Raw genomic sequence first — 21420 nt, forward strand, 5'->3', positions numbered from 1 at the left:
CGGTTCGCCGGGGCGCGCCTGGAGGATGGGTTTCCGGAAGCCAGCCGCCCGGAAGACCGGCGCCCGGAGCGCCCGTGCCCGCCTGGCAGGCGCGCGGAGTGCCGGCGTGCGGGGGGTGGCTGGGCTCGTGCGGCGCAGCAAGCCGGAGGCCGTGCCGGCCGGTGTTGAGGCCCACGGGGGCGCGGAGGGGAGACCCGCCGGAACGCCGGGTGCCAGGGCAACCGTGCTGGCATTCCCGGAGCCGCCCGGCCGGCGCCGGCGCCGCCGGTGGCTGGTGTGGGGATCCGCTGCTGTCGCCGTGATCGCCGGCCTGCTGGCCGCGGTCGTGTTTTCTCCGCTGCTTGCCGTCAAGACCATCGTGGTGGAAGGCAACGTGCTGGCCGCCTCGGACCAGGTGAACGCTGCGCTGGAGCCGCTCAAAGGCGTTCCGCTGCCGCAGGTGGACGAAGGAAGGGTGCAGGGCCTGCTGGATTCCCTGCCGCCTGTGGACGAGATCGATGTCGTTGCGCAGCCGCCCTCGACCCTGCTGGTCCAGGTGCGCGAACGCGTACCCGTGGCCGTGCTGCAGGACGGTGATCGGTTCGTGCTGATCGACCGGCTAGGAACCCAACTGGCGGAGGTTCCGGACCGCGAAAGCGCCCGGCTCCCTCTGATCGACGGCGGTGCGGCCGCGACTGACGGCGCGGTCTTTTCGACGATTACCGATGTCCTTGCGGCGCTGCCGGCGCCCGTCCTGGCCCAGCTGGAGCACGCGTCGGCGGCAACCGAAGACTCCGTTGAGCTGAAGCTGACGGGCGGCCGGAAGATCGTCTGGGGCAATGCGGAGGGCAACGACCTGAAGGCCCGCGTGCTCGAAGCCCTGCTGGCCGCCCCGGAGGGGGAGGTGCCGGTTGAGGTCTATGATATTAGCGCGCCGTCCCGGCCGGTCACGCGGTAGCGGCCCGGCAAACGGGATCAGTGGAACAGGAACGGAAACACAGGAGTGAACCTCTGCCTGCCCTTCGGCGCCCGCTGGTCCGGTTTCGGGCAGGCGGATGAAATTACGTAGAATAAACCGACACGCTGTGCGGGTCATTGCATGAAAGTGCCGGTCCCCATAGCGTCTCAATAAGAAGTTACTTGACATAACTCTAACCCTAAAGTTGAGGGTTAAGGTTGCGCAGGTGAAGGTTTGACCGGGGCGATGGGTTTCGGATCAGCCGGTTTTTGGTCAGTGCACAGATTCGAACAAGGGACACAGGACGTGGCAGCACCGCAGAATTACTTGGCCGTCATCAAGGTCGTCGGCATCGGCGGCGGTGGCGTGAACGCCGTCAACCGAATGATTGAGGTGGGGCTCCGCGGGGTGGAGTTCATCGCCATCAATACAGACGCACAGGCTCTGCTTATGAGTGATGCCGACGTCAAGCTGGATGTTGGCCGCGAACTGACCCGCGGACTTGGGGCAGGCGCGGATCCTGAGGTGGGCCGCAAGGCTGCCGAGGACCACGCTGAGGAAATCGAGGAAGTCCTGCGCGGCGCCGACATGGTGTTCGTCACGGCAGGTGAAGGCGGCGGTACCGGCACCGGCGGTGCTCCGGTGGTCGCGCGCATCGCCCGTTCCCTCGGTGCTCTGACCATCGGCGTTGTCACCCGTCCCTTCACCTTCGAGGGCCGCCGCCGGTCCAACCAGGCCGAAAGCGGCATCGACACCCTGCGCGATGAAGTCGACACCCTGATTGTCATCCCGAACGACCGCCTGCTGTCCATCAGTGACCGCAACGTTTCGATGCTCGATGCGTTCCGTTCCGCCGACCAGGTCCTGCTGTCCGGTGTCCAGGGCATCACCGACCTCATCACCACCCCGGGCCTGATCAACCTCGACTTCGCCGACGTCAAGTCCGTGATGCAGGGCGCCGGCTCGGCCCTGATGGGCATCGGCTCCGCCCGCGGCGAGGACCGGGCCGTCAAGGCTGCCGAGCTTGCCATTGCCTCGCCGCTCCTGGAAGCCTCGATCGACGGTGCCCACGGCGTCCTCCTGTCCATCCAGGGCGGTTCGGACCTGGGCCTGTTCGAGATCAACGAGGCCGCACGCCTCGTCCAGGAAGTAGCCCACCCGGAGGCGAACATCATCTTCGGTGCCGTGATCGACGACGCCCTGGGCGACGAAGCGCGGGTCACGGTCATCGCCGCCGGCTTCGACCAGGTGGACGTCACGTCGCAGGCCAATCCTGCAGCCGGGCAGCAGCATGCGCCGCAGGGAGGCTCCGCGGGCCAGCAGGGCGGCTTCGGTTCCGGCCAGGGCCGGCCCAACCAGGTTCCGAATCAGGTTCCGGCCCAGCGTCCGGGCGGCGGCTACGGGGCCGGCAGCATCTCCGCTCCGGCGGTGCCGGCAGTTGCACCTTCCTCGGCCGGGCGGAACACCTGGTCGCAGCGCCAGCAGCAGCACGCCCCCCTGCCCGCTGATGCCGGCTTCGACGTCGAGCTGCCTGCCGTGGTCGAACCGGACCTTTCGTCGGGCCGTTCCGATGATCTGGATGTGCCGGACTTCCTTAAGTAAGCAGTAAATCCAGGTACGGGGCCCTGACGGGCCCCGGCTTCCGCCGGCATGCCGGCGGAGGGGACTAGACAGAATCATGCGAGGGTATTGAGGGTGTTTTGGTGGCGTGAACAGGTCGACGACGGCCTGTGGGCGGGATTCACCAGCACGGCAGCCGGCAACCTCGCCCTGCATGTGCCGGACAATGCAGCGCGGGTGCAGGCGAACCGCCGTGGGCTGGAACGGGAAATGGGCATCCAGCCCGGCTCCCTCGCGTTCATGAACCAGGTCCATTCCGCCACGGTCCGGTTCGCGGCCGAGGAAGCGGGGGCGGAGGCGTCTGCCTCCGGCCCGGACTCCGGACCCGGGGCTGAAGCCGACGCCATGGTCTCCGCATCCGGCCGCCGGCCGCTTGCGGTACTGGTCGCCGATTGTGTGCCGGTGGTCCTTGCCGCGGGAACAGGCGGCAGCTACGTGACGGCGGTGGCGCATGCGGGCAGGCGGGGCCTGCTCGACGGAGTCATCGCCAATACCATGGCGGCCGTGCGCGCCCGCGGCGGCGGTGCCGTCAGGGCCTGGATCGGTCCGGCCGTCTGCGGAAACTGCTACGAAGTGCCCGAGCAGATGCAGCATGCTGCCGCGGCGGCGTTGCCGGCGCTGCACTCGACCACCTCCTGGGGGACGCCCGCGCTGGACCTGCCTGCCGGCGTCGAACATCAGCTTGCCTCCCTGGACGTCACGGTCGAAAGGATCCCCGGCTGCACCATGGAAAACGAATCCCTCTTTTCCTACCGCAGGGACAGCCGTGCGGGCCGCTTCGCCGGGCTGGTGTGGCAGTCATGAGGCCGGAGCGGCGCAACGAACTGGCCGAACGGCTGGAAGCTGTCCGGGAACGCGTCCGCGCCGCGGCCGCCCAATGCCCGGGCGGACGGCCGGAGCCGGAACTGATCGTTGTCACTAAATATTTTCCAGCCAGCGACGTCGCTCTGCTCTCGGGGCTCGGGGTCCGCAGCGTCGGGGAGAACCGTGACCAGGAGGCCGCAGCGAAGGCTGAGGAACTGTCGGGGCTGGACCTCGAATGGCATTTCATCGGGCAGCTGCAGACCAACAAGGCAAAATCGGTGGTCCGGTATGCCCACGCCGTCCACTCCGTGGACCGCGGGCCGCTGGTCAAGGCCCTGGCCAAGGCGATGAAGAACGAGCAGCAGCGCCGGAGCGAGGAAGGTCTGCCAGCCAGGGAAGCGCTGCGCTGCCTGGTCCAGGTGGATCTGGAGGACCGTTCAGCGGAGAACGGTGACGACGCCAGCCACCACGGGACAGCGCGCGGAGGCGCGGACCCTGCTGATGTGCTGGCCCTTGCCGGGCTGATCGATGCTGCCGAGGGGCTTGAATTCGGCGGCCTGATGGCCGTTGCCCCACTGGGGGCCGACCCTGCAGCGGCCTTCGGCCGTCTCGCGGCGCTTGCGGCCCAGGTCCAGGCGCGCTACCCGGCGGCAACGGACATCTCGGCCGGGATGAGCGGCGACCTGGAGGAAGCGGTGCTGGCCGGTGCGACACACCTGCGTGTCGGCTCAGATGTCCTCGGCCCCCGGCCGCCTTTACGATAGCGTCAGTGCTGGAGATATTTAGGCTTTCCGGACGCCCGGCGGCCACCCGGCAGACAACCGTGCCGAACAGGACACGATAGGAGCTACCTATGGCTGGCGCACTGCGCAAGACAATGATCTATCTTGGGCTCGCCGACGGTGACGAGCACTACGAGTCAGACGAACACCATATTGCACCGAAGAATAATGAGGACAAACCCGTGGATTACGACCGCGAAGAGCGCCGCCCGGAACCCGCCCAGCCCGCGCCTGCCAAGCCCGTGCAGGCAGAGGAGTACAGGGCCCCGGTGACCCCGATCAAGCGTGCACCCTCCTCCCGCGAAGATGTCTCCGGCCTGCGCCAGATCACCACGGTCCACCCGCGTTCCTACAATGACGCCAAGGTCATCGGTGAAAGCTTCCGCGACGGTATTCCGGTAATCATGAACGTCACGGACATGGGTGAGGCCGACGCCAAGCGGCTCGTCGATTTCTCCGCCGGCCTGGTCTTCGGACTGCACGGCAGCATCGAGCGCGTAACGAACAAGGTCTTCCTGCTGTCGCCGTCGTACGTCGAGGTCCTGGGGGACGACAAGAAAGCCAGTGAGTCCCAGACCAGCTTCTTCAACCAGAGCTAGTGCCGGCCACCGCTGCATGTGACGGGGCCACTGCATGAATGTCCTGTTTGCACTGTTGTATCTGCTGGTCCTCCTGTTCCAGTTCGCGCTGATTATCCGGCTGGTCTACGACGTGGTGCAGATGTTCGCACGGAACTGGCGTCCGCGCGGAATCGCCTTGGTCCTGGCGCACGTGGTGTATTCGATCACCGACCCGCCGCTGCGGGCACTTCGGCGGATCATCAAGCCGGTGCGCATCGGATCGATCTCCCTTGACCTCGCATTCCTCGTACTGTGGCTGGCCACGAGCATCCTGCTGGCCATTCTGGGTGGGCTGTCCAGATAGGACTTCCGGTTCGTCCCGGCGAACCGAAAAGTTATAGAGTGAAGCGATGCTAGACACGAACGGCCTGGTTCCCAAGGGGCTGGCCGTTCGGAATCGGTACCGCGGTGCCGGCCTGAAGACGGTGGCCGCCGCCGACAGAATCCAGATGAGGTGACCAGATGGCCCTGACGCCAGAAGACGTTGTCAACAAGCGGTTCCAGCCTACGAAGTTCCGGGAAGGCTACGACCAGGATGAGGTGGACGACTTCCTCGATGAGATCGTCGTGGAGCTGCGCCGCCTTAACCAGGAAAACGAGGAGCTGCGCAAGAAGCTGGTGGAAGCAACCGGCGGCCAGCAGAAGAACACCGCCGTGCCGGCGCCCGTAGCCGCCAGTACCAAGACCGAAGTTGTCAAGAACGAGACGAAGGCCGAGACCAAGGCCGAGACCAAGGCCGAAGCGTCCAAGGCCCAGCCCCAGGCTGCGGAACCCAAGGCCGAAGAGTCCCACGCCCAGGCGGCCCGGGCGGAAGAGTCCAAGACCGGATCGTCCAAGGCGGCGCCTGCCGCTGCCGCCGCCCCTGCAGCACAGTCCACGCACGCAGCGACAGCCGAATCAGCGGCCGGTGTGCTGGCCATGGCCCAGAAGCTGCACGACGAGTACGTCAATGCCGGTATTGAACAGCGTGACAAGATCATCGCCGAAGCCCAGGCCGAGGCCAATGGGCTGATCAACGATGCGCAGGAAAAGAGCCGCAAGACCTTGGGCGCCCTGGAGCAGCAGAAGGCTGTCCTGGAGCGCAAGGTGGAGCAGCTGCGCGGCTTCGAACGCGACTACCGTTCGCGTCTGAAGGCCTACATCGAAGGCCAGCTGCGCGATCTGGATGCCCGCGGTACCGTCGCCACGGAGACCGCATCGTCCTGACTTCCGGTCCGGAGCCCGGCTCCGGACTGCAAGGCCGGTGGCCGGGACTTACCCGGCTGCCGGCCTTTGCCCGTTCCTGCGTCCGCGATAATCGGAACAGGACTTGTCCCCCCCCTGCGAGAACGAAAGCGCGATGACTGATCAACCAGCGGCCTCAGCCGCACCCGAACCGACGGCCGGTGCGGGACCGAAGCACCGTACCGGCCGGGCCAAGTACCTAACGGTGATGGCCTGCTGTGCGGCGTTTGCCTACCTCTTTGATCAGCTCACCAAATGGTGGGTCGTGGGAACGATGACCGAGGGACAGATCATCCCGGTACTGCCGCCCGTACTGAGCTGGCACTTCATCCGCAATCCGGGGGCCGCCTTTTCGATCGGCTCGGACTTCACCTGGGTCTTCACCATCGTCCAGGCCGTTGTCCCGTTGGTGGTCTTCTGGCTTTCGCGGCGGCTGGGTTCCGTGTGGTGGTCCATCGCCTTCGGCCTGCTGGCCGGGGGTGCGCTGGGCAACCTCACGGACCGGTTGTTCCGGGAACCCTCCTTCGGCCTGGGTCACGTCGTCGACTTCATCGCCCTGCCGAATTTCGCAGTTTTCAACATTGCCGACTCGGCCGTGGTCGGTGCCGTCATCCTCATCTGTGTGCTGACCCTGCGCGGCATCGGCGTGGACGGCAAGCAGGCCGCCGCAGAAAGCCCCCCGCACAGGTCTGCTGAAGGGCCGGACGGCGATCATGCGTGAATCCCTGACCGTGCCCGAAACCGCCGCGGGCGAGCGTGCGGATGCGGCGCTGGCGCGGCTGCTGGACATCTCCCGCTCCGCGGCAGCGACGCTGTGCACCGAGGGCAACGTCAGCTCTGCGGGCCGGCGGGTCGCCAAGTCCGACCGCCTCGTTGCAGGCGCGGTCCTGGACGTGCAGATCCCGGAGCGCCGCGATCCGCTGGAGGTCGTCCCCGAAGCCGTGGAGGATCTGAAGATCCTCGGCGACGACGAATCCTTCGTGGTGATCGACAAGCCCGTCGGCGTGGCCGCCCATCCTTCCCCGGGCTGGGTGGGTCCGACCGTCGTGGGGGCCCTGGCCGCAGCAGGCTACCGGATCTCGACGTCGGGTGCTGCGGAACGGGCCGGTATCGTGCACCGGCTCGACGTCGGTACCTCCGGCGCGATGGTGGTGGCCAAGACCGAGCAGGCCTATACCGTCCTGAAGCGGGCCTTCAAGGAACGCACGGTCGACAAGGTCTACCACGCCCTGGTGCAGGGACTCCCGGATCCATTGACCGGTACCATCGATGCGCCGATCGGCCGCCATCCGGGCCACGACTGGAGGTTTGCCGTCGTGGAGGACGGCAGGCCGTCCGTCACGCACTACGAAGTGATCGAGGCCTTCGGCAAGGCGACGCTGGTCGAAGTGCATCTGGAAACCGGACGCACGCACCAGATCCGCGTCCATTTCGCCGCGCTCAGGCATCCTTGCGCAGGCGACCTTACGTACGGGGCGGACCCCCGGCTCGCCGCGGATCTGGGCCTGACCCGGCAGTGGCTGCATGCCCACCGGCTCGGCTTTGCCCACCCCCGGACGGGGGAGTGGGTGGAATACGTGAGCAGGTACCCGGCGGACCTGCAGTTCGCTCTCGACAGCCTGTCGTCCGGCGAAGTGTAGGCGGCAGCGCCTAGAATGGTTCGGTGGCTACAGCAACTCATGAATCGTTTGTCCATCTGCATAACCACACCGAATACTCGATGTTGGACGGCGCGGCCAGGCTGACCGACCTTTTCAGCCACACCGAAGAGCTCGGCATGAACGCGCTGGCCACGACCGACCACGGTTTCGTTTTTGGCGCGTTCGACTTCTGGAGCAAGGCCCGCAACGCCGGGATCAAGCCGATCATCGGTGTCGAAGCCTATCTGACTCCGGGTACCGCCCGGCAGGACAAGACCCGTGTCAAATGGGGCGACGGCGGCCGCAACGACGTCTCCGGCGCCGGCGCCTACACCCACATGACGCTCTGGTCCGCCAGTACCGAGGGCATGCACAATCTGTTCCGGATGTCCTCGCTGGCGTCGCTGGAAGGGTACCTGTACAAGCCGCGCATGGACCGCGAACTGCTCGAAACCTACGGCAAGGGACTGATTGCCACCACCGGCTGCCCCTCCGGCGAGGTGCAGACCAAGCTCCGCCTGGGGCTCTACGAGGAAGCCAGGCAGGCGGCAGCGGACTTCCGTGACATCTTTGGCAAGGAAAACTTCTTCTGCGAGCTGATGGACCACGGGCTGGACATCGAGCGCGGGGTCCACGCGGACCTCATCAAGCTGGCCAAGGACCTGGGCCTGCCGTTGGTCGCCACGAACGACCTGCATTACACGCACGCCGAGGACGCCAAGGCACACGCCGCCCTGCTGTGCGTGCAATCCGGGTCGACGCTGGCGGATCCCAAGCGGTTCAAATTCGACGCCGACGAGTTCTACCTCAAGTCCCCGCAGGAGATGCGGGCGATTTTCCGCGACTATCCGGAAGCCTGCGATAACACTTTGCTGATCGCAGAGCGCTGCGATGTCGAATTCAACACCAGTGCCAACTACATGCCTCGGTTCCCGTGCCCGCCCGGCGAAAACGAGGAGTCGTGGTTCGTCAAGGAAGTCGAGAAGGGCTTGCACTACCGGTACCCGAACGGGATCCCGGACGAGGTCCGCAAGCAGGCCGAGTATGAAATCGGCGTCATCACCCAGATGGGCTTCCCTGGCTACTTCCTGGTGGTTGCCGACTTCATCAACTGGGCCAAGAACAACGGCATCCGGGTGGGTCCGGGCCGTGGCTCCGGTGCCGGTTCCATGGCCGCCTACGCCATGCGCATCACCGACCTGGATCCGCTCAAGCACGGCCTGATCTTTGAGCGCTTCCTGAACCCGGACCGTGTGTCCATGCCCGACTTCGACGTCGACTTCGACGATCGCCGCCGCCCCGAGGTCATTAAGTACGTCACCGACAAGTACGGCGACGAGCGCGTGGCCATGATCGTCACCTACGGCACGATCAAGGCCAAGCAAGCCCTGAAGGACGCCTCGCGCGTGATGGGCTATCCCTTCTCCACGGGCGAGCGTCTCACCAAGGCCATGCCGCCGGATGTGATGGGCAAGGGCATCGCCCTGGCGGACGTCCACAACACCGAGGCCAAGCGGTACGGCGAAGCGGAGGAGCTGCGCGAGCTGCTGAAGTCGGACGCGGATTCGCAGAAGGTTTTCGAAACCGCCCTCGGCCTGGAAGGCCTGAAGCGCCAGTGGGGCGTCCACGCCGCCGGCGTCATCATGTCCTCCGAGCCGCTTATCGACATCATCCCGATCATGCGCCGCGAGCAGGACGGCCAGGTCATCACCCAGTTCGACTACCCCACGTGTGAGGGCCTCGGCCTGATCAAGATGGACTTCCTGGGCCTGCGCAACCTGACGATCATCACGGACGCGCTGGAGAACATCAAGCTGAACCGGGACATCGACCTGGTCCTCGAGGACCTGGACCTGGACGACAAGGCGTCCTATGAACTGCTGGCCCGCGGTGACACACTGGGGGTGTTCCAGCTCGACGGCGGGCCGATGCGTTCGCTGCTCAAGCTCATGCGTCCGGACAACTTCGAAGACATCTCCGCCGTGCTGGCGCTGTACCGTCCCGGCCCCATGGGCGCCAATGCGCACAACAACTACGCGCTGCGCAAGAACGGCCTGCAGGAAATCGTGCCGATCCACCCGGAGCTGGCCGAACCGCTCGAGGACATCCTGGGTGGAACCTACGGCCTGATCGTCTACCAGGAACAGGTCATGGCGATCGCGCAGAAACTGGCCGGCTACTCGCTGGGCCAGGCGGATATTCTGCGCCGCGCCATGGGCAAGAAGAAGAAGGCGGAGCTGGACAAGCAGTTCGCGGGCTTCTCGCAGGGCATGAAGGACAACGGCTACTCCGAGGCCGCGATCAAGACCCTCTGGGACATCCTGCTGCCCTTCTCCGACTATGCGTTCAACAAGGCGCACTCGGCGGCCTACGGTGTGGTGTCCTACTGGACGGCCTACCTGAAGGCCCACTACGCGCCGGAATACATGGCCGCGCTGCTGACCTCGGTCGGCGACGACAAGGACAAGCTGGCCATGTACCTGAACGAGTGCCGGCACATGGGCATCACTGTGTTGCCGCCGGATGTCAACGAATCGGCGCTCAACTTCACCCCTGTCGGCAAGGACATCCGCTTCGGGATGGGGGCCATCCGCAACGTGGGCGCCAACGTCGTCCATGCCATGGTGGGTGCGCGCGAGGAGCAGGGCAATTTCACCTCGTTCAGCGACTTCCTCCAGAAGGTGCCCGCCGTCGTCTGCAACAAGCGGACCATCGAATCGCTGATCAAGGCCGGTGCCTTCGACTCCCTGGGACACCCGCGCCGCGCCCTGGCGATGATTCATGAAGAGGCCGTCGATTCGGTCGTCGTGCTCAAGCGCAATGAGGCCGCCAATCAGTTCGATCTGTTCAGCGCCTTCGATGATGCCGATGCCGGGGCAGGCCTGAGCGTGGAAGTCCCGGACCTGCCGGAGTGGGAGAAGAAGGACAAGCTCTCCTTCGAGCGCGACATGCTGGGCCTGTATGTGTCCGACCATCCGCTGCAGGGCCTCGACGGCATCCTGAGCCAGCACGCGGATCTGTCCATCACCTCCGTGATCAGCGAGGAAGGACCGGCCGACGGCGCCATCGTCACCATCGCCGGCATGATCACCTCGCTGCAGCGCAGGATTGCCAAGAACAGCGGAAACGCCTACGCCCGTGCGGAAGTGGAAGACCTCGGCGGCTCGATGGAGGTCATGTTCTTTGGCCAGGCCTACGCTCCGATCGCGACGGTGCTGGCCGAAGACCTGATCGTGGTCATCCGTGGCCGGCTTCAGCGCCGGGACGACGGCGCGGTGACGCTCAACGCCCAGGAACTGACGGTCCCCGACCTGAGCGAGGGGCATTCGGGTCCCGTGGTCATCTCCATGGCCAACCACAAGGCCACCGAAGCCGTGGTGACCTCGCTCGGGGAGGTGCTGCGCACTCATCCGGGAACCACCGAGGTCCATGTACGGCTCAACAGCGCGCGGAAGATCGAATTGATGAAGCTCGGCGTGGATCTGAGGGTCAATCCGACGCCGTCGCTCTTCGGAGACCTGAAGGTGCTGCTCGGCCCGGCCTGCCTCGACGCGTAGGCGCCGCTAGATCTCGTATTCCAGCGGCGCCGGCCGGCTGTACTGGCCCGAGTGGTACAGCAGCGGCGTGGTGTAGCCGCTGATCTGACCGCCGACGACCTGGGCCACGACGACGGCATTCTGGTCGAAGGGAAAGCGTGCCTCGATGCGGCCGATCAGCCAACCGGGCACATCCTTCAGGACCGGAACGCCATGTTCGCCCAGCAGCCAGTGACTGCCCTCGAAGCGATCCTTGGTGCGGGCAAAACGGTCCGCCAGTTCCTGGTTCTCCAGGCCCAAAACGTGGACACCGATGAATTTTGCGCGCGCGATCGCCGGCCACGAGGAACTGGTTTGCGCTATGTTGAAGGTGAACCTGGGCGGGGTGGCGGAGAGGGAGGCCAGCGAGGTCGCCGTGAAGCCATAGGGTTTGCCGTCAAGATAAGCCGTGATGATCGCCACGCCGGCCGCATGGCGGCGGAAGACCTCGCGGAAGGTGTCGAAGTGTTCGCCGGGCCCGATGGGCTCGGGGGAAATGCCGGCTGTTGACGCGCTCACGGTGCTGCTCCATGTCGTTCGGCTGAACTTTGGGGAGGCATGATGTCCTCTTCCTCCACGGTATGTCCGCGGGTGGCCGCGGTGCGGTTTATGAACCATTAAGTCATGCTGGACTGTCCTGCAGGCGGGACATTCAGGTGCGGGACGTGCAGGACGGGACGCGCAGGACGGGACATACAATGGAAGGCGTGACTTCCACCGAGACTGACACTGCCTTTTCCGCTTTCCGCACCATCGACCTGCGTGGCCGGCATCTGACCACGGCACAGCTGAAGGCGGCCATGCCGCGGGCGGAAACCACCTTCGACGTAGCCTCGCAGGCCGTGGAAGAGATCATCGCCGACGTGCGGGCGCGGGGCTTCGAGGCCCTCTCCGAACTGGCCGCCAAGTTCGACGGCGTGCAGCAGGACCATCCGCTCGTACCGGTGCAGGCAATCTCCGAGGCCCTGGAGGAGCTGGATCCGGCAGTGCGTGCGGGACTGGAGGAATCCATCGCACGGGCACGCGCCTTTGCTTCGGCGCACCGGCCGGCCGATGTCGACGTCGACATCGCTCCGGGTGCGACTGTCACGCATAAGTGGGTCCCGGTTGCCCGCGTCGGCCTCTACGTTCCTGGCGGACTGGCCGTCTACCCGTCCTCGGTCGTCATGAACGTCGTCCCCGCGCAGGCGGCCGGCGTCGGCTCCATTGCCCTTGCTTCGCCGCCGCAGAAGGATTTCGGCGGGCTGCCGCATCCGACCATCCTGGCCGCCGCCGCGCTGCTGGGCATCGACGAGGTCTATGCCATCGGCGGAGCGCAGGCCATTGCTGCCTTTGCCTACGGGATTCCCGCGCCGGCGGACAGCCAGGCCGGGGGCATCGATCCGGTCGACGTCATCACCGGTCCGGGCAATGTTTTTGTGGCCACCGCCAAGCGGCTGGTCAAGGGTGTTGTCGGGATCGATGCCGAAGCCGGGCCGACGGAGATCGCCGTGCTTGCCGACGACACGGCTGATCCCCGTCTGGTGGCCGCCGACCTGATCAGCCAGGCCGAGCACGACCCGAACGCAGGATCCGTCCTGGTCACCGCCTCCGAGGACCTGGCTGCCGCCGTGCGGGCGGAACTCGGATCCCAGGTTGCGCTGACCAAGCACCGGGAACGCGTCGAAACCGCGCTGGCCGGGCAGCAGTCCGGCGTCGTTCTGGTGGATGGGCTGGAGCAGGGCATCGCCGTCTGCGACGCCTATGCCGCCGAACACCTGGAGATCCATACCGAGGACGCAGCCGCCGTCGCCGCCCGCATCCGCAATGCCGGCGCGATCTTCGTCGGCAACTACAGCCCGGTTAGTCTGGGCGACTACTGTGCCGGATCCAACCACGTGCTGCCGACCAGCGGTACGGCGGCCTTCGCCTCCGGACTGAACGTGACCACCTTCCTGCGCGCCATCCAGGTGATCAACTATGACAAGGCCGCCCTGCAGGAACTGCACGGCCACATCGTCAGCCTCGCCAATGCCGAGGACCTGCCGGCCCACGGTGACGCGATCAACGTCCGCTTCAGCTAGGGTCGAGGGTCCGGCGGCGCACATGATAGTCACATGGTTGTAATTCCGCACCTTCCGGCACTACGATGAAGTATCCGTATCCGGCGACAGGCGAGCAAAGGGGAGAATAATGTACTGCCCGTTTTGCCGCAATCCGGATTCCCGTGTGGTGGACAGCCGCCTGACCGACGATGGTTCCTCGATCCGGCGCCGCCGCCAGTGTCCGGAGTGCGGACGCCGGTTCAGTACCGTGGAAACGACAAGCCTTAGTGTGATCAAGCGCTCGGGCGTCAGCGAGCCTTTCAGTCGGGCCAAGGTCGTCAACGGCGTGCGCAAGGCTTGCCAGGGCAGGCCCGTGACCGATGACGACCTGGCCATGCTGGCCCAGGAAGTCGAAGAGACCATCCGGGCCAGCGGCGTGGCGGAAATCGACGCCCATGAGATCGGCCTGGCGATCCTGAAACCGCTGCAAACACTGGACCAGGTCGCCTACCTGCGCTTCGCCAGCGTCTACCAGGCCTTCGATTCCCTCGAGGACTTCGAGAAGGCGATCGCCCAGCTCCGCGAGCAGGCCGATGCGGCGGCCGGCCAGGCACCGACCGGCGTCCAGCGGCGGCTCACCGCCCAGTAGCCCGGCTCGGCCGTATTAATTTTTGAGGTGGCCGAAGGTCAGCGCCGCCTGCAGCGCCGACCCTACGATCCCGGCGTTGTTCCGCAGCTCGGCGGTGACGATCGGCGTGCGCAGCTGCAGCTTGGGCAGGAAGTCCTCGCTGCGTTTGGAAATGCCGCCGCCGACGATGAAGAGTTCGGGGGAGAAGAGGAATTCCAGGTGGGAGAAGTACCGCTGCAGGCGCTTGGCGTAGTCGTCCCAGCCAAGGTCTTCCCGTTCGCGGGCGGAGGCTGAGGCCTTCTGTTCGGCGTCGAAGCCGTCCAGTTCCAGGTGGCCGAGCTCGGCATTGGGCACCAGCTGTCCATTGAAGATGAATGCCGATCCGATGCCGGTTCCCAGGGTGATCACCAGCACCGTCCCGTCGATTCCCTGCCCGGCCCCATACCGGACCTCCGCCAGGCCGGCGGCATCGGCGTCGTTCATGACCTGGACCGGACGCGCAAGGCGTTCGGTAAAGAGCCGGTCCACGTCCGTTCCGATCCAGGACGGATCCACATTGGCGGCCGAGTACGCCACGCCATGGGAAATGATGGCGGGAAAGTCGATGCCGACCGGGGAATCCGGCGCCGGAGCTTTGTCGCGGGAGTCCAGCTCGGCCGTGATGCGGGCCAGGACCTCAGCGACTGCCTCGGGGGTTGCCGGCTTGGGGGTATCGATGCGGAACCGGTCGCCCACCAGCTTGCCGGACTTGAGGCTGACGATACCGCCCTTGATGCCGGTGCCGCCGATGTCGATCCCGATCAAGGACTTCTTGCCTTCCTTGCCGGCATCCTTCTTTTGGTCATTAGCCATGGTCTCTCCGTAGGTCGTCGGGGCGTCGGACATCCGGTCCGGCGCTAAGGCAGGGTCAGCACTTCGGCTCCGGATTCGGTCACGAGCAGAGTGTGCTCGAACTGTGCCGTGCGCTTGCGGTCGCGGGTCACCACGGTCCAGTCGTCGTCCCACATGTCCCACTCGATGGTGCCGAGGGTGAGCATCGGCTCGATGGTGAAGACCATGCCCGCCTCCATGACCCGGCTGTAGGCCGGTGCGGCGTCGTAGTGGGGAATGATCAGGCCGGTGTGGAAGGCTTCTCCGACGCCGTGGCCGGTGAAATCGCGGACCACTCCGTAGCCAAAGCGCTTGGCGTAGGATTCGATGGCGCGGCCGATGACGTTGATTTCCCGTCCGGGAGCCACCGCCTTCAGAGCCCGGTTCAGGGACTCCCGGGTGCGTTCCACCAGCAGCCTCGATTCCTCATCCACCTCCCCGACCAGGAAAGTGAAGTTGGTGTCGCCGTGGACGCCGTTCTTGTACGCGGTGATATCCAGGTTGATGATGTCCCCGTCCTTCAGGACGGTGTCGTCCGGGATGCCGTGGCAGATGACTTCGTTGACCGAGGTGCACAGCGATTTCGGGAATCCGCGGTAGCCCAGCGTCGAGGGGTAGGCTCCGTGGTCCAGCAGGAATTCGTGGCATACCCGGTCCAGTTGGTCCGTGGTGACGCCGGGCCGGATGTGCTTGCCAACCTCGACGATCGCCTGGGCGGCGATCTTGCTGGAGATGCGGATTTTCTCGATGGTTTCCGCGGACTTGACTTCGGAGCCGGTGAACTTCCCCGGTGCAGGTTTCCAGGCGTACTCCGGCCGTTTGATGGCGTCGGGTACGGGGAGCACGGAGCTCACCGTGCCCTGTACCAGGGTTCCTAGGGGTGCACTGGCGACATTCTGAGGCATAGTATCGATCTTATAGCCGCAGCGACCGTCCGTGGCCAGCGGCCCAAGCTACCGGCCCCAAGCTACCGGCGGAGAAAGGTGCGAATCATGCCCAGGTACTGGTACAACGTCGTCACCCACGAAGTGGAAGAGGACGCCCTGTCGGACTGGACACAGCTCCTTGGCCCGTACGACACCCGCGAAGAGGCAGCGAAGGCGCTCGAGAAAGTGGCCAAGCGGAACGAGGCCTGGGAAGCCGGCGACGAGGACGACTAGCCAGGATGTCCGGGCCGGACGGATGTCCTGCCCGGACATCCGTTCCGGGCCGGGAAGGTGCGCTAGAAGGAGTGCTCCCGGCCGGGGAACGCGCCGGAGCGCACCTCCTCCGCATAGGCCTTGGCGGCATCGGACAGCACTGTATGCAGGTCCGCGTACCTCTTGACGAACTTCGCGGTTTTTCCGGTCCGTAGTCCGGCCATGTCCTGCCAGACCAGGACCTGGCCGGTGGTAGCGTTTCCGGCACCGATGCCGATCGTCGGCACCGCCACCGCCCGGTCCACCTGTGCGGCTACCTCCGCCGGAACCATTTCCATCAGCACGCTGAACGCGCCCGCCTCGGCCAGCGCAACGGCGTCGTCCACGATCCACTGTCCCGATTCCCCGCGGCCCTGGACCCGGTAGCCGCCCAGGGCATGCTCGCTCTGCGGGGTGAAGCCAACATGGGCCATGACCGGAATGCCGGCGGCCGTCATCGCCTGCACATGTTCCACATAGCGGCTGCCGCCCTCCATCTTGACCGCCTGGACTCGGCCTTCCTTCATCAGCCGCACCGAGGACCCGATGGCCTGGGCCGGTGAGGCCTCGTAGCTGCCGAAGGGCAGGTCCGCAACGACCAGCGCGTTCCGGGCGCCGGAGGCGACGGCCTTGCAGAAGACGATCATCTCCTCAAGGGTGATGGGCAGCGTGCTCTCATAGCCCATCACGTTGTTGGCCGCGGAATCGCCGACCAGCAGGACCTCCACGCCGGCCTCGTCGAAGATCTGCGCCGTGTACTGGTCGTAGGCGGTCAGCATCGCGAACCTGCGGCCGGAGTCCTTGATCTGCTGCAGATGGTGAGTGCGCACCCGGGTGCGCACAGCCGACTGGGGTGTTTCCTGAGGCGTGTTTCCGCGGCCCGGTCCGGATCCGTAGGGGGCGGTGGTTTCTCCAGAACTCATAGCCCGAGCCTACTGGAGAACGGATACCTCAGGCTGTACCGGGATGCCGTGGCTGCGGTATGCATCCGCCGGGCACATTGCTTAGTAGAGTGATTCCAGACCGGAAACGCTTGGATTTATGCAGTGAAAGAGGTAGGCATGGACCGCCAGCAGGAATTCGTTCTGCGCACCATCGAAGAGCGCGACGTCCGCTTTGTCCGTCTGTGGTTCACCGACGTCGTCGGCTCGCTTAAATCCGTGGCGCTGGCTCCGGCGGAGGTCGAGGGTGCCTTCGACGAAGGGCTGGGCTTCGACGGTTCCTCCATCGAGGGCCTCTCCCGCGTTTTCGAGTCCGACATGCTGCTGCAGCCGGACCCCTCCACATTCCAGATCCTGCCGTGGCGGGGGGAGAAGGAACAGACCTCGCGAATGTTCTGCGACATCCTGACTCCCGACGGCGAACCTTCCACCGCCGACCCGCGCAATGTGCTGAAGCGGACCCTCGCCAAGGCCGCGGACATGGGGTTCACCTGCTACACGCATCCGGAGATCGAGTTCTACCTCATGAAGTCCAGCGAACCGGGTCCGGACGGCTACCCGGAGCCGGTGGACCAGGCCGGCTATTTCGACCACGTGCCCGGCGGGGTCGCCCAGGACTTCCGCCGCACGGCCGTGACCATGCTGGAGAACATCGGCATTTCGGTGGAATTCAGCCACCATGAAGCCGGACCTGGCCAGAATGAGATCGACCTGCGCTATGCGGACGCCCTGCAGACCGCGGACAACATCATGACGTTCCGCACCGTGGTCAAGGAAGTCGCCCTCACGCAGGGCATCTACGCCACGTTTATGCCCAAACCGTTCTCCGACCATCCGGGTTCCGGCATGCACACGCACTTTTCGCTGTTCGAGGGGGACAGCAATGCCTTCTACGAAGCCGGAGCCGAGTACCAGCTGTCGAAGACGGCCCGCCAGTTCATGGCCGGCATCCTGCACCACGCGCCGGAATTCACCGCGGTGACCAACCAGTTCGTGAACTCCTACAAGCGGCTGTGGGGCGGCGGGGAAGCGCCCAGCCACCTGTCCTGGGGCCACAACAACCGCTCCGCGCTGCTGCGTGTCCCGCTGTACAAGCCGGGCAAGGGCCAGTCCGCACGCATCGAGTATCGCGGGATCGATTCGGCCACCAACCCGTACCTTTCCTACGCCGTGCTGCTGGGCGCCGGCCTGAAGGGCATCGAGGAAGGCTACGACCTGCCGCCGGCCGCCGAGGACGACGTGTGGAGCCTGTCCGCGGCCGAGCGGCGCGCCCTCGGCCATTATCCGCTGCCGTCCAGCCTGCACGATGCGGTCCGCTCGATGGAGGATTCCGAACTCGTCGCCGAGATCCTCGGCGAGCAGGTGTTCGAGAACTTCCTGCGCAACAAGCGCCAGGAATGGGACGCCTACCGGCTGCACGTGACGCCCTTTGAACTGCAACGGAATCTCGGCATCCTGTAAAGCCATGAGCCTCAACCGCCAGCTGATCGCCAGCGGCTTCACCGACCTGGAAAAGAGCGCCCGGTTCCTGGCTGCTCCGGAGCTGCACGGTGTCGACGAAGATCGCCTCTTCGAGGGGCTGGCCCTGGCGGCCAGCCCGGACCTGGCCCTGCAGTCGCTGGTGCGGCTGCTGGCCCGGGTCCCGGAACTGAAGGAACTGGTCAACGCGGGGGACCGCGACAATGAGCCGCTGTTCCGCCTGCTCGGCGCGTCGGAGGCGCTCGCGGACTTCCTGATCCGCCGGCCGGAGCATGTTGACGCGGTGCGGGTGCCTGCCTCACCGGAACCGCGGACGACGCCGGCTGACCGGCTGCGTGCCTCCCTGCTGGAGGCGGTCCAGGCCGATCCTGCGGAAGCGAATCCGGTGGCCCGGCTGACCGGCAAGGATGCCTACAATCTGTTGCGCATCCGCTACCGGAGGCACCTGGTCGACCTGGTGATCCGTGATCTGTGCGCAGCATCGCCCACGGACTACATGCCCGCCGTCGGACAGGAACTGGCGGACCTCGCCGCGGCTGCGCTCGACGCCGGACTCGCCGTGGCCCGCGCCGAACTGGCTGCGAAGCACCCTGCCGAGGACGTTGCCGCGGTACGGCTGGCGGTCATTGGCATGGGCAAGTGCGGAGCCGGGGAACTGAACTATATTTCCGACGTCGACGTCGTGTACGTCATCGAGGCGGACGGTCTGGACGAAGCCCGGGCCGCGGCGATCGGTACAGGGCTGGCGGCCGGTTTGTCCCGGGCGGTGTCCACGCCCGGAACCGAACCGGCACTCTGGGAAGTCGACGCGAACCTGCGCCCCGAAGGTAAGGACGGACCGTTGGTCCGCACGCTCGAATCGCATCTGACCTACTACCGGCGGTGGGCGCAGAGCTGGGAATTCCAGGCCTTGCTGAAGGCCCGCGGCATCGCCGGCGACGCCGGGCTGGGCCGCCGCTACGAAGAAGCCGTCGCTCCGCTGATCTGGTCCTCCTCGGAACGGGAGGGATTCGTGGATTCCGTCCAGGCGATGCGCCGGCGGGTGACGGAGAACATCCCTGCCCGCGAACTCGACCGCCAGATCAAGCTCGGCGCGGGGGGACTGCGCGATGTCGAGTTCACAGTCCAGCTGCTCCAGCTGGTCCATGCCCGGGCGGACGGCACGCTGCGGGTCCGGGATACGACGTCGGCCATTGCCGCCTTGAGCGCGGCCGGCTACATTGGCCGCCACGACGCCAGGGAGTTCGACGAATCCTACCGCTGGCTGCGCGTGCTCGAACACCGGATCCAGCTGGTCCACATGCGCCGGACCCACCTCATGCCGGAACGTGAAGCGGCCCAGCGGGCACTGGCGAAGGCCATGCTCGGTTCGCTGGTACCTGCCCGGCCTCCGGCCGAGGCGCTGGTGGAAAAGTGGCAGCGGACCAAGCGGCTGGTACGCGGCCTGCATGAGAGGATCTTCTACCGACCGCTGCTGGCGACGGCGGCGAACCTCAGCACCGATGAAGTGAAGCTGACGCCCGAAGCCGCCCAGGCCCGCCTGGCAGCGCTGGGCTACCTCGATCCGCGCGGCGCCATGCGCCACATTGAAGCCCTGACCAAAGGCATCAGCCGGCGGGCGGCGCTGCAGCGCCAGCTGCTTCCGGTCCTGCTGGGCTGGCTGGCGGACGGCGTGGATCCCGATGCCGGGCTGCTGGGCTTCCGCAGGGTCAGCGAGGCCCTGGGCGAGACGCACTGGTACCTGGGCATGCTGCGCGATTCCACGGCTGCGGCCGAACGGCTGTGCCATATCCTCTCCAGCAGCCGCTTCATCACGGACCTGCTGGAAGTCTCCCCGGAGTCCACCGCCTGGCTGGGCTCCGACGCGGACCTGAAGCCATTGCCGTTCGAGGCCCAGTGGCAGGAAATCCAGGCCAAGCTGTCACGCCATCCTGAACCCCGGGAGGCCATGCGGCTGGTCCGGCTGATCCGACGGCGGGAAATCCTGCGCACCGCCATCGCGGACAGCTCCCGGATGCTGGACCAGTCCGCCGTCGGGCTTGCCCTGGCCGATGCCGACCGGGCAGCGGTACTGGGTGCCCTCCATGTGGCCGAAAACGCGGTGCTCTCCGGGGAGGAACGGAAGACGAGCATGCTGGTGGTGGCGATGGGGCGCCAGGGCGGCCGGGAGATCGGCTACGGTTCGGATGCCGATGTTCTCTATGTCCACCGGCCGCTGCCCGGTGCCAACGAGGATGAAGCGCAGCAGCAGGCCGAGAAGATCGTCGGCCAGTTGTCGGCCCTGCTGACGCAGCCGCTGGTTCCGGCGGTGCGGGCGGAACGGGTGCTGGAAATCGACGCCGCGCTGCGGCCCGAAGGCAGGAACGGACCGCTGGTGCGCTCCCTGGACTCCTACCGCGAGTACTACAGCCGGTGGTCACTGATCTGGGAGGCTCAGGCGCTGCTGCGCGCCCTGCCGATGGCCGGCGACGACGACCTGGCCCGTGCCTTTACGGAGCTCATCGATCCGATCCGGTATCCGCAGGCCATCCCGGCAGCGGATGTCCGGGAGGTGCGCAGGATCAAGGCCCGCGTCGAATCCGAGCGGCTTCCGCGCGGAGCGGACCCCTCACGCCACCTGAAGCTCGGACGCGGAGCCCTCAGCGACGTGGAATGGCTGATCCAGCTCCTGCAGCTGCAGCACGCCCACGGGATTCCCCAGCTGCGAACGACTTCCACCCTGCCGGCGCTGCGCGCCACCGTCGACGCGGAACTGATCTCCGCAGCCGACGCTCAGGTCCTTGCGGAGAGCTGGTCCCTTGCCAGCCGTATCCGATCCGCGAACGTGATCTGGAGCGGCAAGTCGTCGGACCTGTTGCCGTCCTCCCGGCGCGACCTCGAAGCCGTGGCGCGTTGGTGCGGTTACGAGTCCGGAAATGCGGCGGCGATCGAGGAAGACTATCTGCGGCTCACCCGGCGGGCCCGGGGGATCTTCGAGCGGATCTTCTACGCTGCCTGACCGCTGGATAGCGCTGTCGCGCTTCCCCAACCTCGTTCCGCTCGGCCGGGTCCCCTCGCGCTAGGCTGGGCGTATCCGGCAACAAAGTCCGGCGAGGACA

19 protein-coding genes are annotated in these 21420 nt (G+C 66.1%); 15 read left to right on the plus strand and 4 right to left on the minus strand.

The genetic code is table 11. From position 1 onward, the window contains the following. Positions 1-106 precede the first annotated feature (106 nt). The 10 genes from AC5RWU_RS03700 to dnaE all read left to right on the plus strand — a co-directional run bounded on the left by AC5RWU_RS03700 (position 107) and on the right by dnaE (position 11184). Positions 107-937, plus strand: coding sequence for a cell division protein FtsQ/DivIB (locus tag AC5RWU_RS03700; RefSeq protein WP_494036904.1), 831 nt, complete (start codon positions 107-109; stop codon positions 935-937). A gap of 306 nt (positions 938-1243) precedes the next feature. Next, positions 1244-2539 carry a cell division protein FtsZ gene (gene ftsZ, locus AC5RWU_RS03705; protein ID WP_494029395.1) on the plus strand — a complete coding sequence of 432 codons (1296 nt, stop codon included), beginning with the start codon at positions 1244-1246 and terminating at the stop codon, positions 2537-2539. A 93-nt stretch (positions 2540-2632) separates the two neighbouring features. Further along, positions 2633-3361: a purine nucleoside phosphorylase YfiH/LACC1 family protein gene (locus AC5RWU_RS03710; RefSeq protein WP_494029394.1), complete on the plus strand. Its 729-nt coding sequence runs from the start codon at positions 2633-2635 to the stop codon at positions 3359-3361. Next, complete coding sequence (locus AC5RWU_RS03715; RefSeq protein ID WP_494029456.1) at positions 3358-4125, plus strand: YggS family pyridoxal phosphate-dependent enzyme; 768 nt, start codon at positions 3358-3360, stop codon at positions 4123-4125. Before AC5RWU_RS03710 ends, AC5RWU_RS03715 begins: the two co-directional genes overlap by 4 nt. 89 nt (positions 4126-4214) lie before the next feature. Further along, entirely contained in the window at positions 4215-4742 is a 528-nt protein-coding gene (locus AC5RWU_RS03720; protein ID WP_494029393.1) for a cell division protein SepF, read from the plus strand. A 34-nt stretch (positions 4743-4776) separates the two neighbouring features. Beyond that, on the plus strand, positions 4777-5067 hold the full coding sequence (locus AC5RWU_RS03725; RefSeq protein WP_494029392.1) for a YggT family protein: 291 nt from the start codon (positions 4777-4779) through the stop codon (positions 5065-5067). 158 nt (positions 5068-5225) lie between these two features. Further along, complete coding sequence (locus tag AC5RWU_RS03730; RefSeq protein ID WP_494029391.1) at positions 5226-5969, plus strand: DivIVA domain-containing protein; 744 nt, start codon at positions 5226-5228, stop codon at positions 5967-5969. Positions 5970-6102: 133 nt separating this feature from the next. Continuing rightward, complete coding sequence (lspA, locus tag AC5RWU_RS03735) at positions 6103-6708, plus strand: signal peptidase II (RefSeq protein ID WP_494029390.1); 606 nt, start codon at positions 6103-6105, stop codon at positions 6706-6708. After that, positions 6701-7627: an RluA family pseudouridine synthase gene (locus AC5RWU_RS03740; protein WP_494029389.1), complete on the plus strand. Its 927-nt coding sequence runs from the start codon at positions 6701-6703 to the stop codon at positions 7625-7627. The genes lspA and AC5RWU_RS03740 overlap by 8 nt, the downstream gene beginning before the upstream one ends. 23 nt (positions 7628-7650) lie before the next feature. Continuing rightward, a complete protein-coding gene (gene dnaE / locus AC5RWU_RS03745) occupies positions 7651-11184 on the plus strand; it encodes a DNA polymerase III subunit alpha (RefSeq protein WP_494029388.1) in 3534 nt (1177 codons plus the stop codon). Between the two features lie 6 nt (positions 11185-11190). On the opposite strand, the gene AC5RWU_RS03750 is transcribed toward dnaE, so the two are convergent. Continuing rightward, entirely contained in the window at positions 11191-11721 is a 531-nt protein-coding gene (locus AC5RWU_RS03750) for a flavin reductase family protein (RefSeq protein WP_494029387.1), read from the minus strand. 179 nt (positions 11722-11900) lie between these two features. Between AC5RWU_RS03750 and hisD the strand changes: the two genes are divergently transcribed. Together hisD and nrdR are read left to right on the plus strand one after the other, a co-directional pair. Further along, positions 11901-13265, plus strand: a complete 1365-nt coding sequence (hisD, locus tag AC5RWU_RS03755; protein WP_494036905.1) for a histidinol dehydrogenase — start codon at positions 11901-11903, stop codon at positions 13263-13265. A 109-nt stretch (positions 13266-13374) separates the two neighbouring features. Next, a complete protein-coding gene (gene nrdR, locus AC5RWU_RS03760) occupies positions 13375-13875 on the plus strand; it encodes a transcriptional regulator NrdR (RefSeq protein WP_494029385.1) in 501 nt (166 codons plus the stop codon). 15 nt (positions 13876-13890) lie between these two features. Here nrdR and ppgK read toward each other — a convergent pair whose 3' ends face one another. Together ppgK and map are read right to left on the minus strand one after the other, a co-directional pair. Beyond that, the gene (gene ppgK, locus AC5RWU_RS03765; protein WP_494029384.1) at positions 13891-14706 is read right to left on the minus strand and encodes a polyphosphate--glucose phosphotransferase; all 816 of its coding nucleotides are present in this window, start codon (positions 14704-14706) and stop codon (positions 13891-13893) included. Between the two features lie 44 nt (positions 14707-14750). Then, the gene (gene map / locus AC5RWU_RS03770) at positions 14751-15629 is read right to left on the minus strand and encodes a type I methionyl aminopeptidase (RefSeq protein WP_494029383.1); all 879 of its coding nucleotides are present in this window, start codon (positions 15627-15629) and stop codon (positions 14751-14753) included. 87 nt (positions 15630-15716) lie between these two features. On the opposite strand from map, the gene AC5RWU_RS03775 reads away from it, so the two are divergent. Next, the gene (locus tag AC5RWU_RS03775) at positions 15717-15884 is read left to right on the plus strand and encodes an SPOR domain-containing protein (RefSeq protein WP_494029382.1); all 168 of its coding nucleotides are present in this window, start codon (positions 15717-15719) and stop codon (positions 15882-15884) included. Positions 15885-15946: 62 nt separating this feature from the next. On the opposite strand, the gene panB is transcribed toward AC5RWU_RS03775, so the two are convergent. Beyond that, a complete protein-coding gene (panB, locus tag AC5RWU_RS03780; protein WP_494029381.1) occupies positions 15947-16825 on the minus strand; it encodes a 3-methyl-2-oxobutanoate hydroxymethyltransferase in 879 nt (292 codons plus the stop codon). A gap of 138 nt (positions 16826-16963) precedes the next feature. Between panB and glnA the strand changes: the two genes are divergently transcribed. Together glnA and AC5RWU_RS03790 are read left to right on the plus strand one after the other, a co-directional pair. Beyond that, positions 16964-18304, plus strand: a complete 1341-nt coding sequence (gene glnA / locus AC5RWU_RS03785) for a type I glutamate--ammonia ligase (protein WP_494029380.1) — start codon at positions 16964-16966, stop codon at positions 18302-18304. A 4-nt stretch (positions 18305-18308) separates the two neighbouring features. Further along, positions 18309-21320 carry a bifunctional [glutamine synthetase] adenylyltransferase/[glutamine synthetase]-adenylyl-L-tyrosine phosphorylase gene (locus tag AC5RWU_RS03790; protein WP_494029379.1) on the plus strand — a complete coding sequence of 1004 codons (3012 nt, stop codon included), beginning with the start codon at positions 18309-18311 and terminating at the stop codon, positions 21318-21320. Positions 21321-21420: the final 100 nt, after the last annotated feature.

The sequence above is a fragment of the Arthrobacter sp. B0427-1-12 genome, assembly GCF_059092905.1.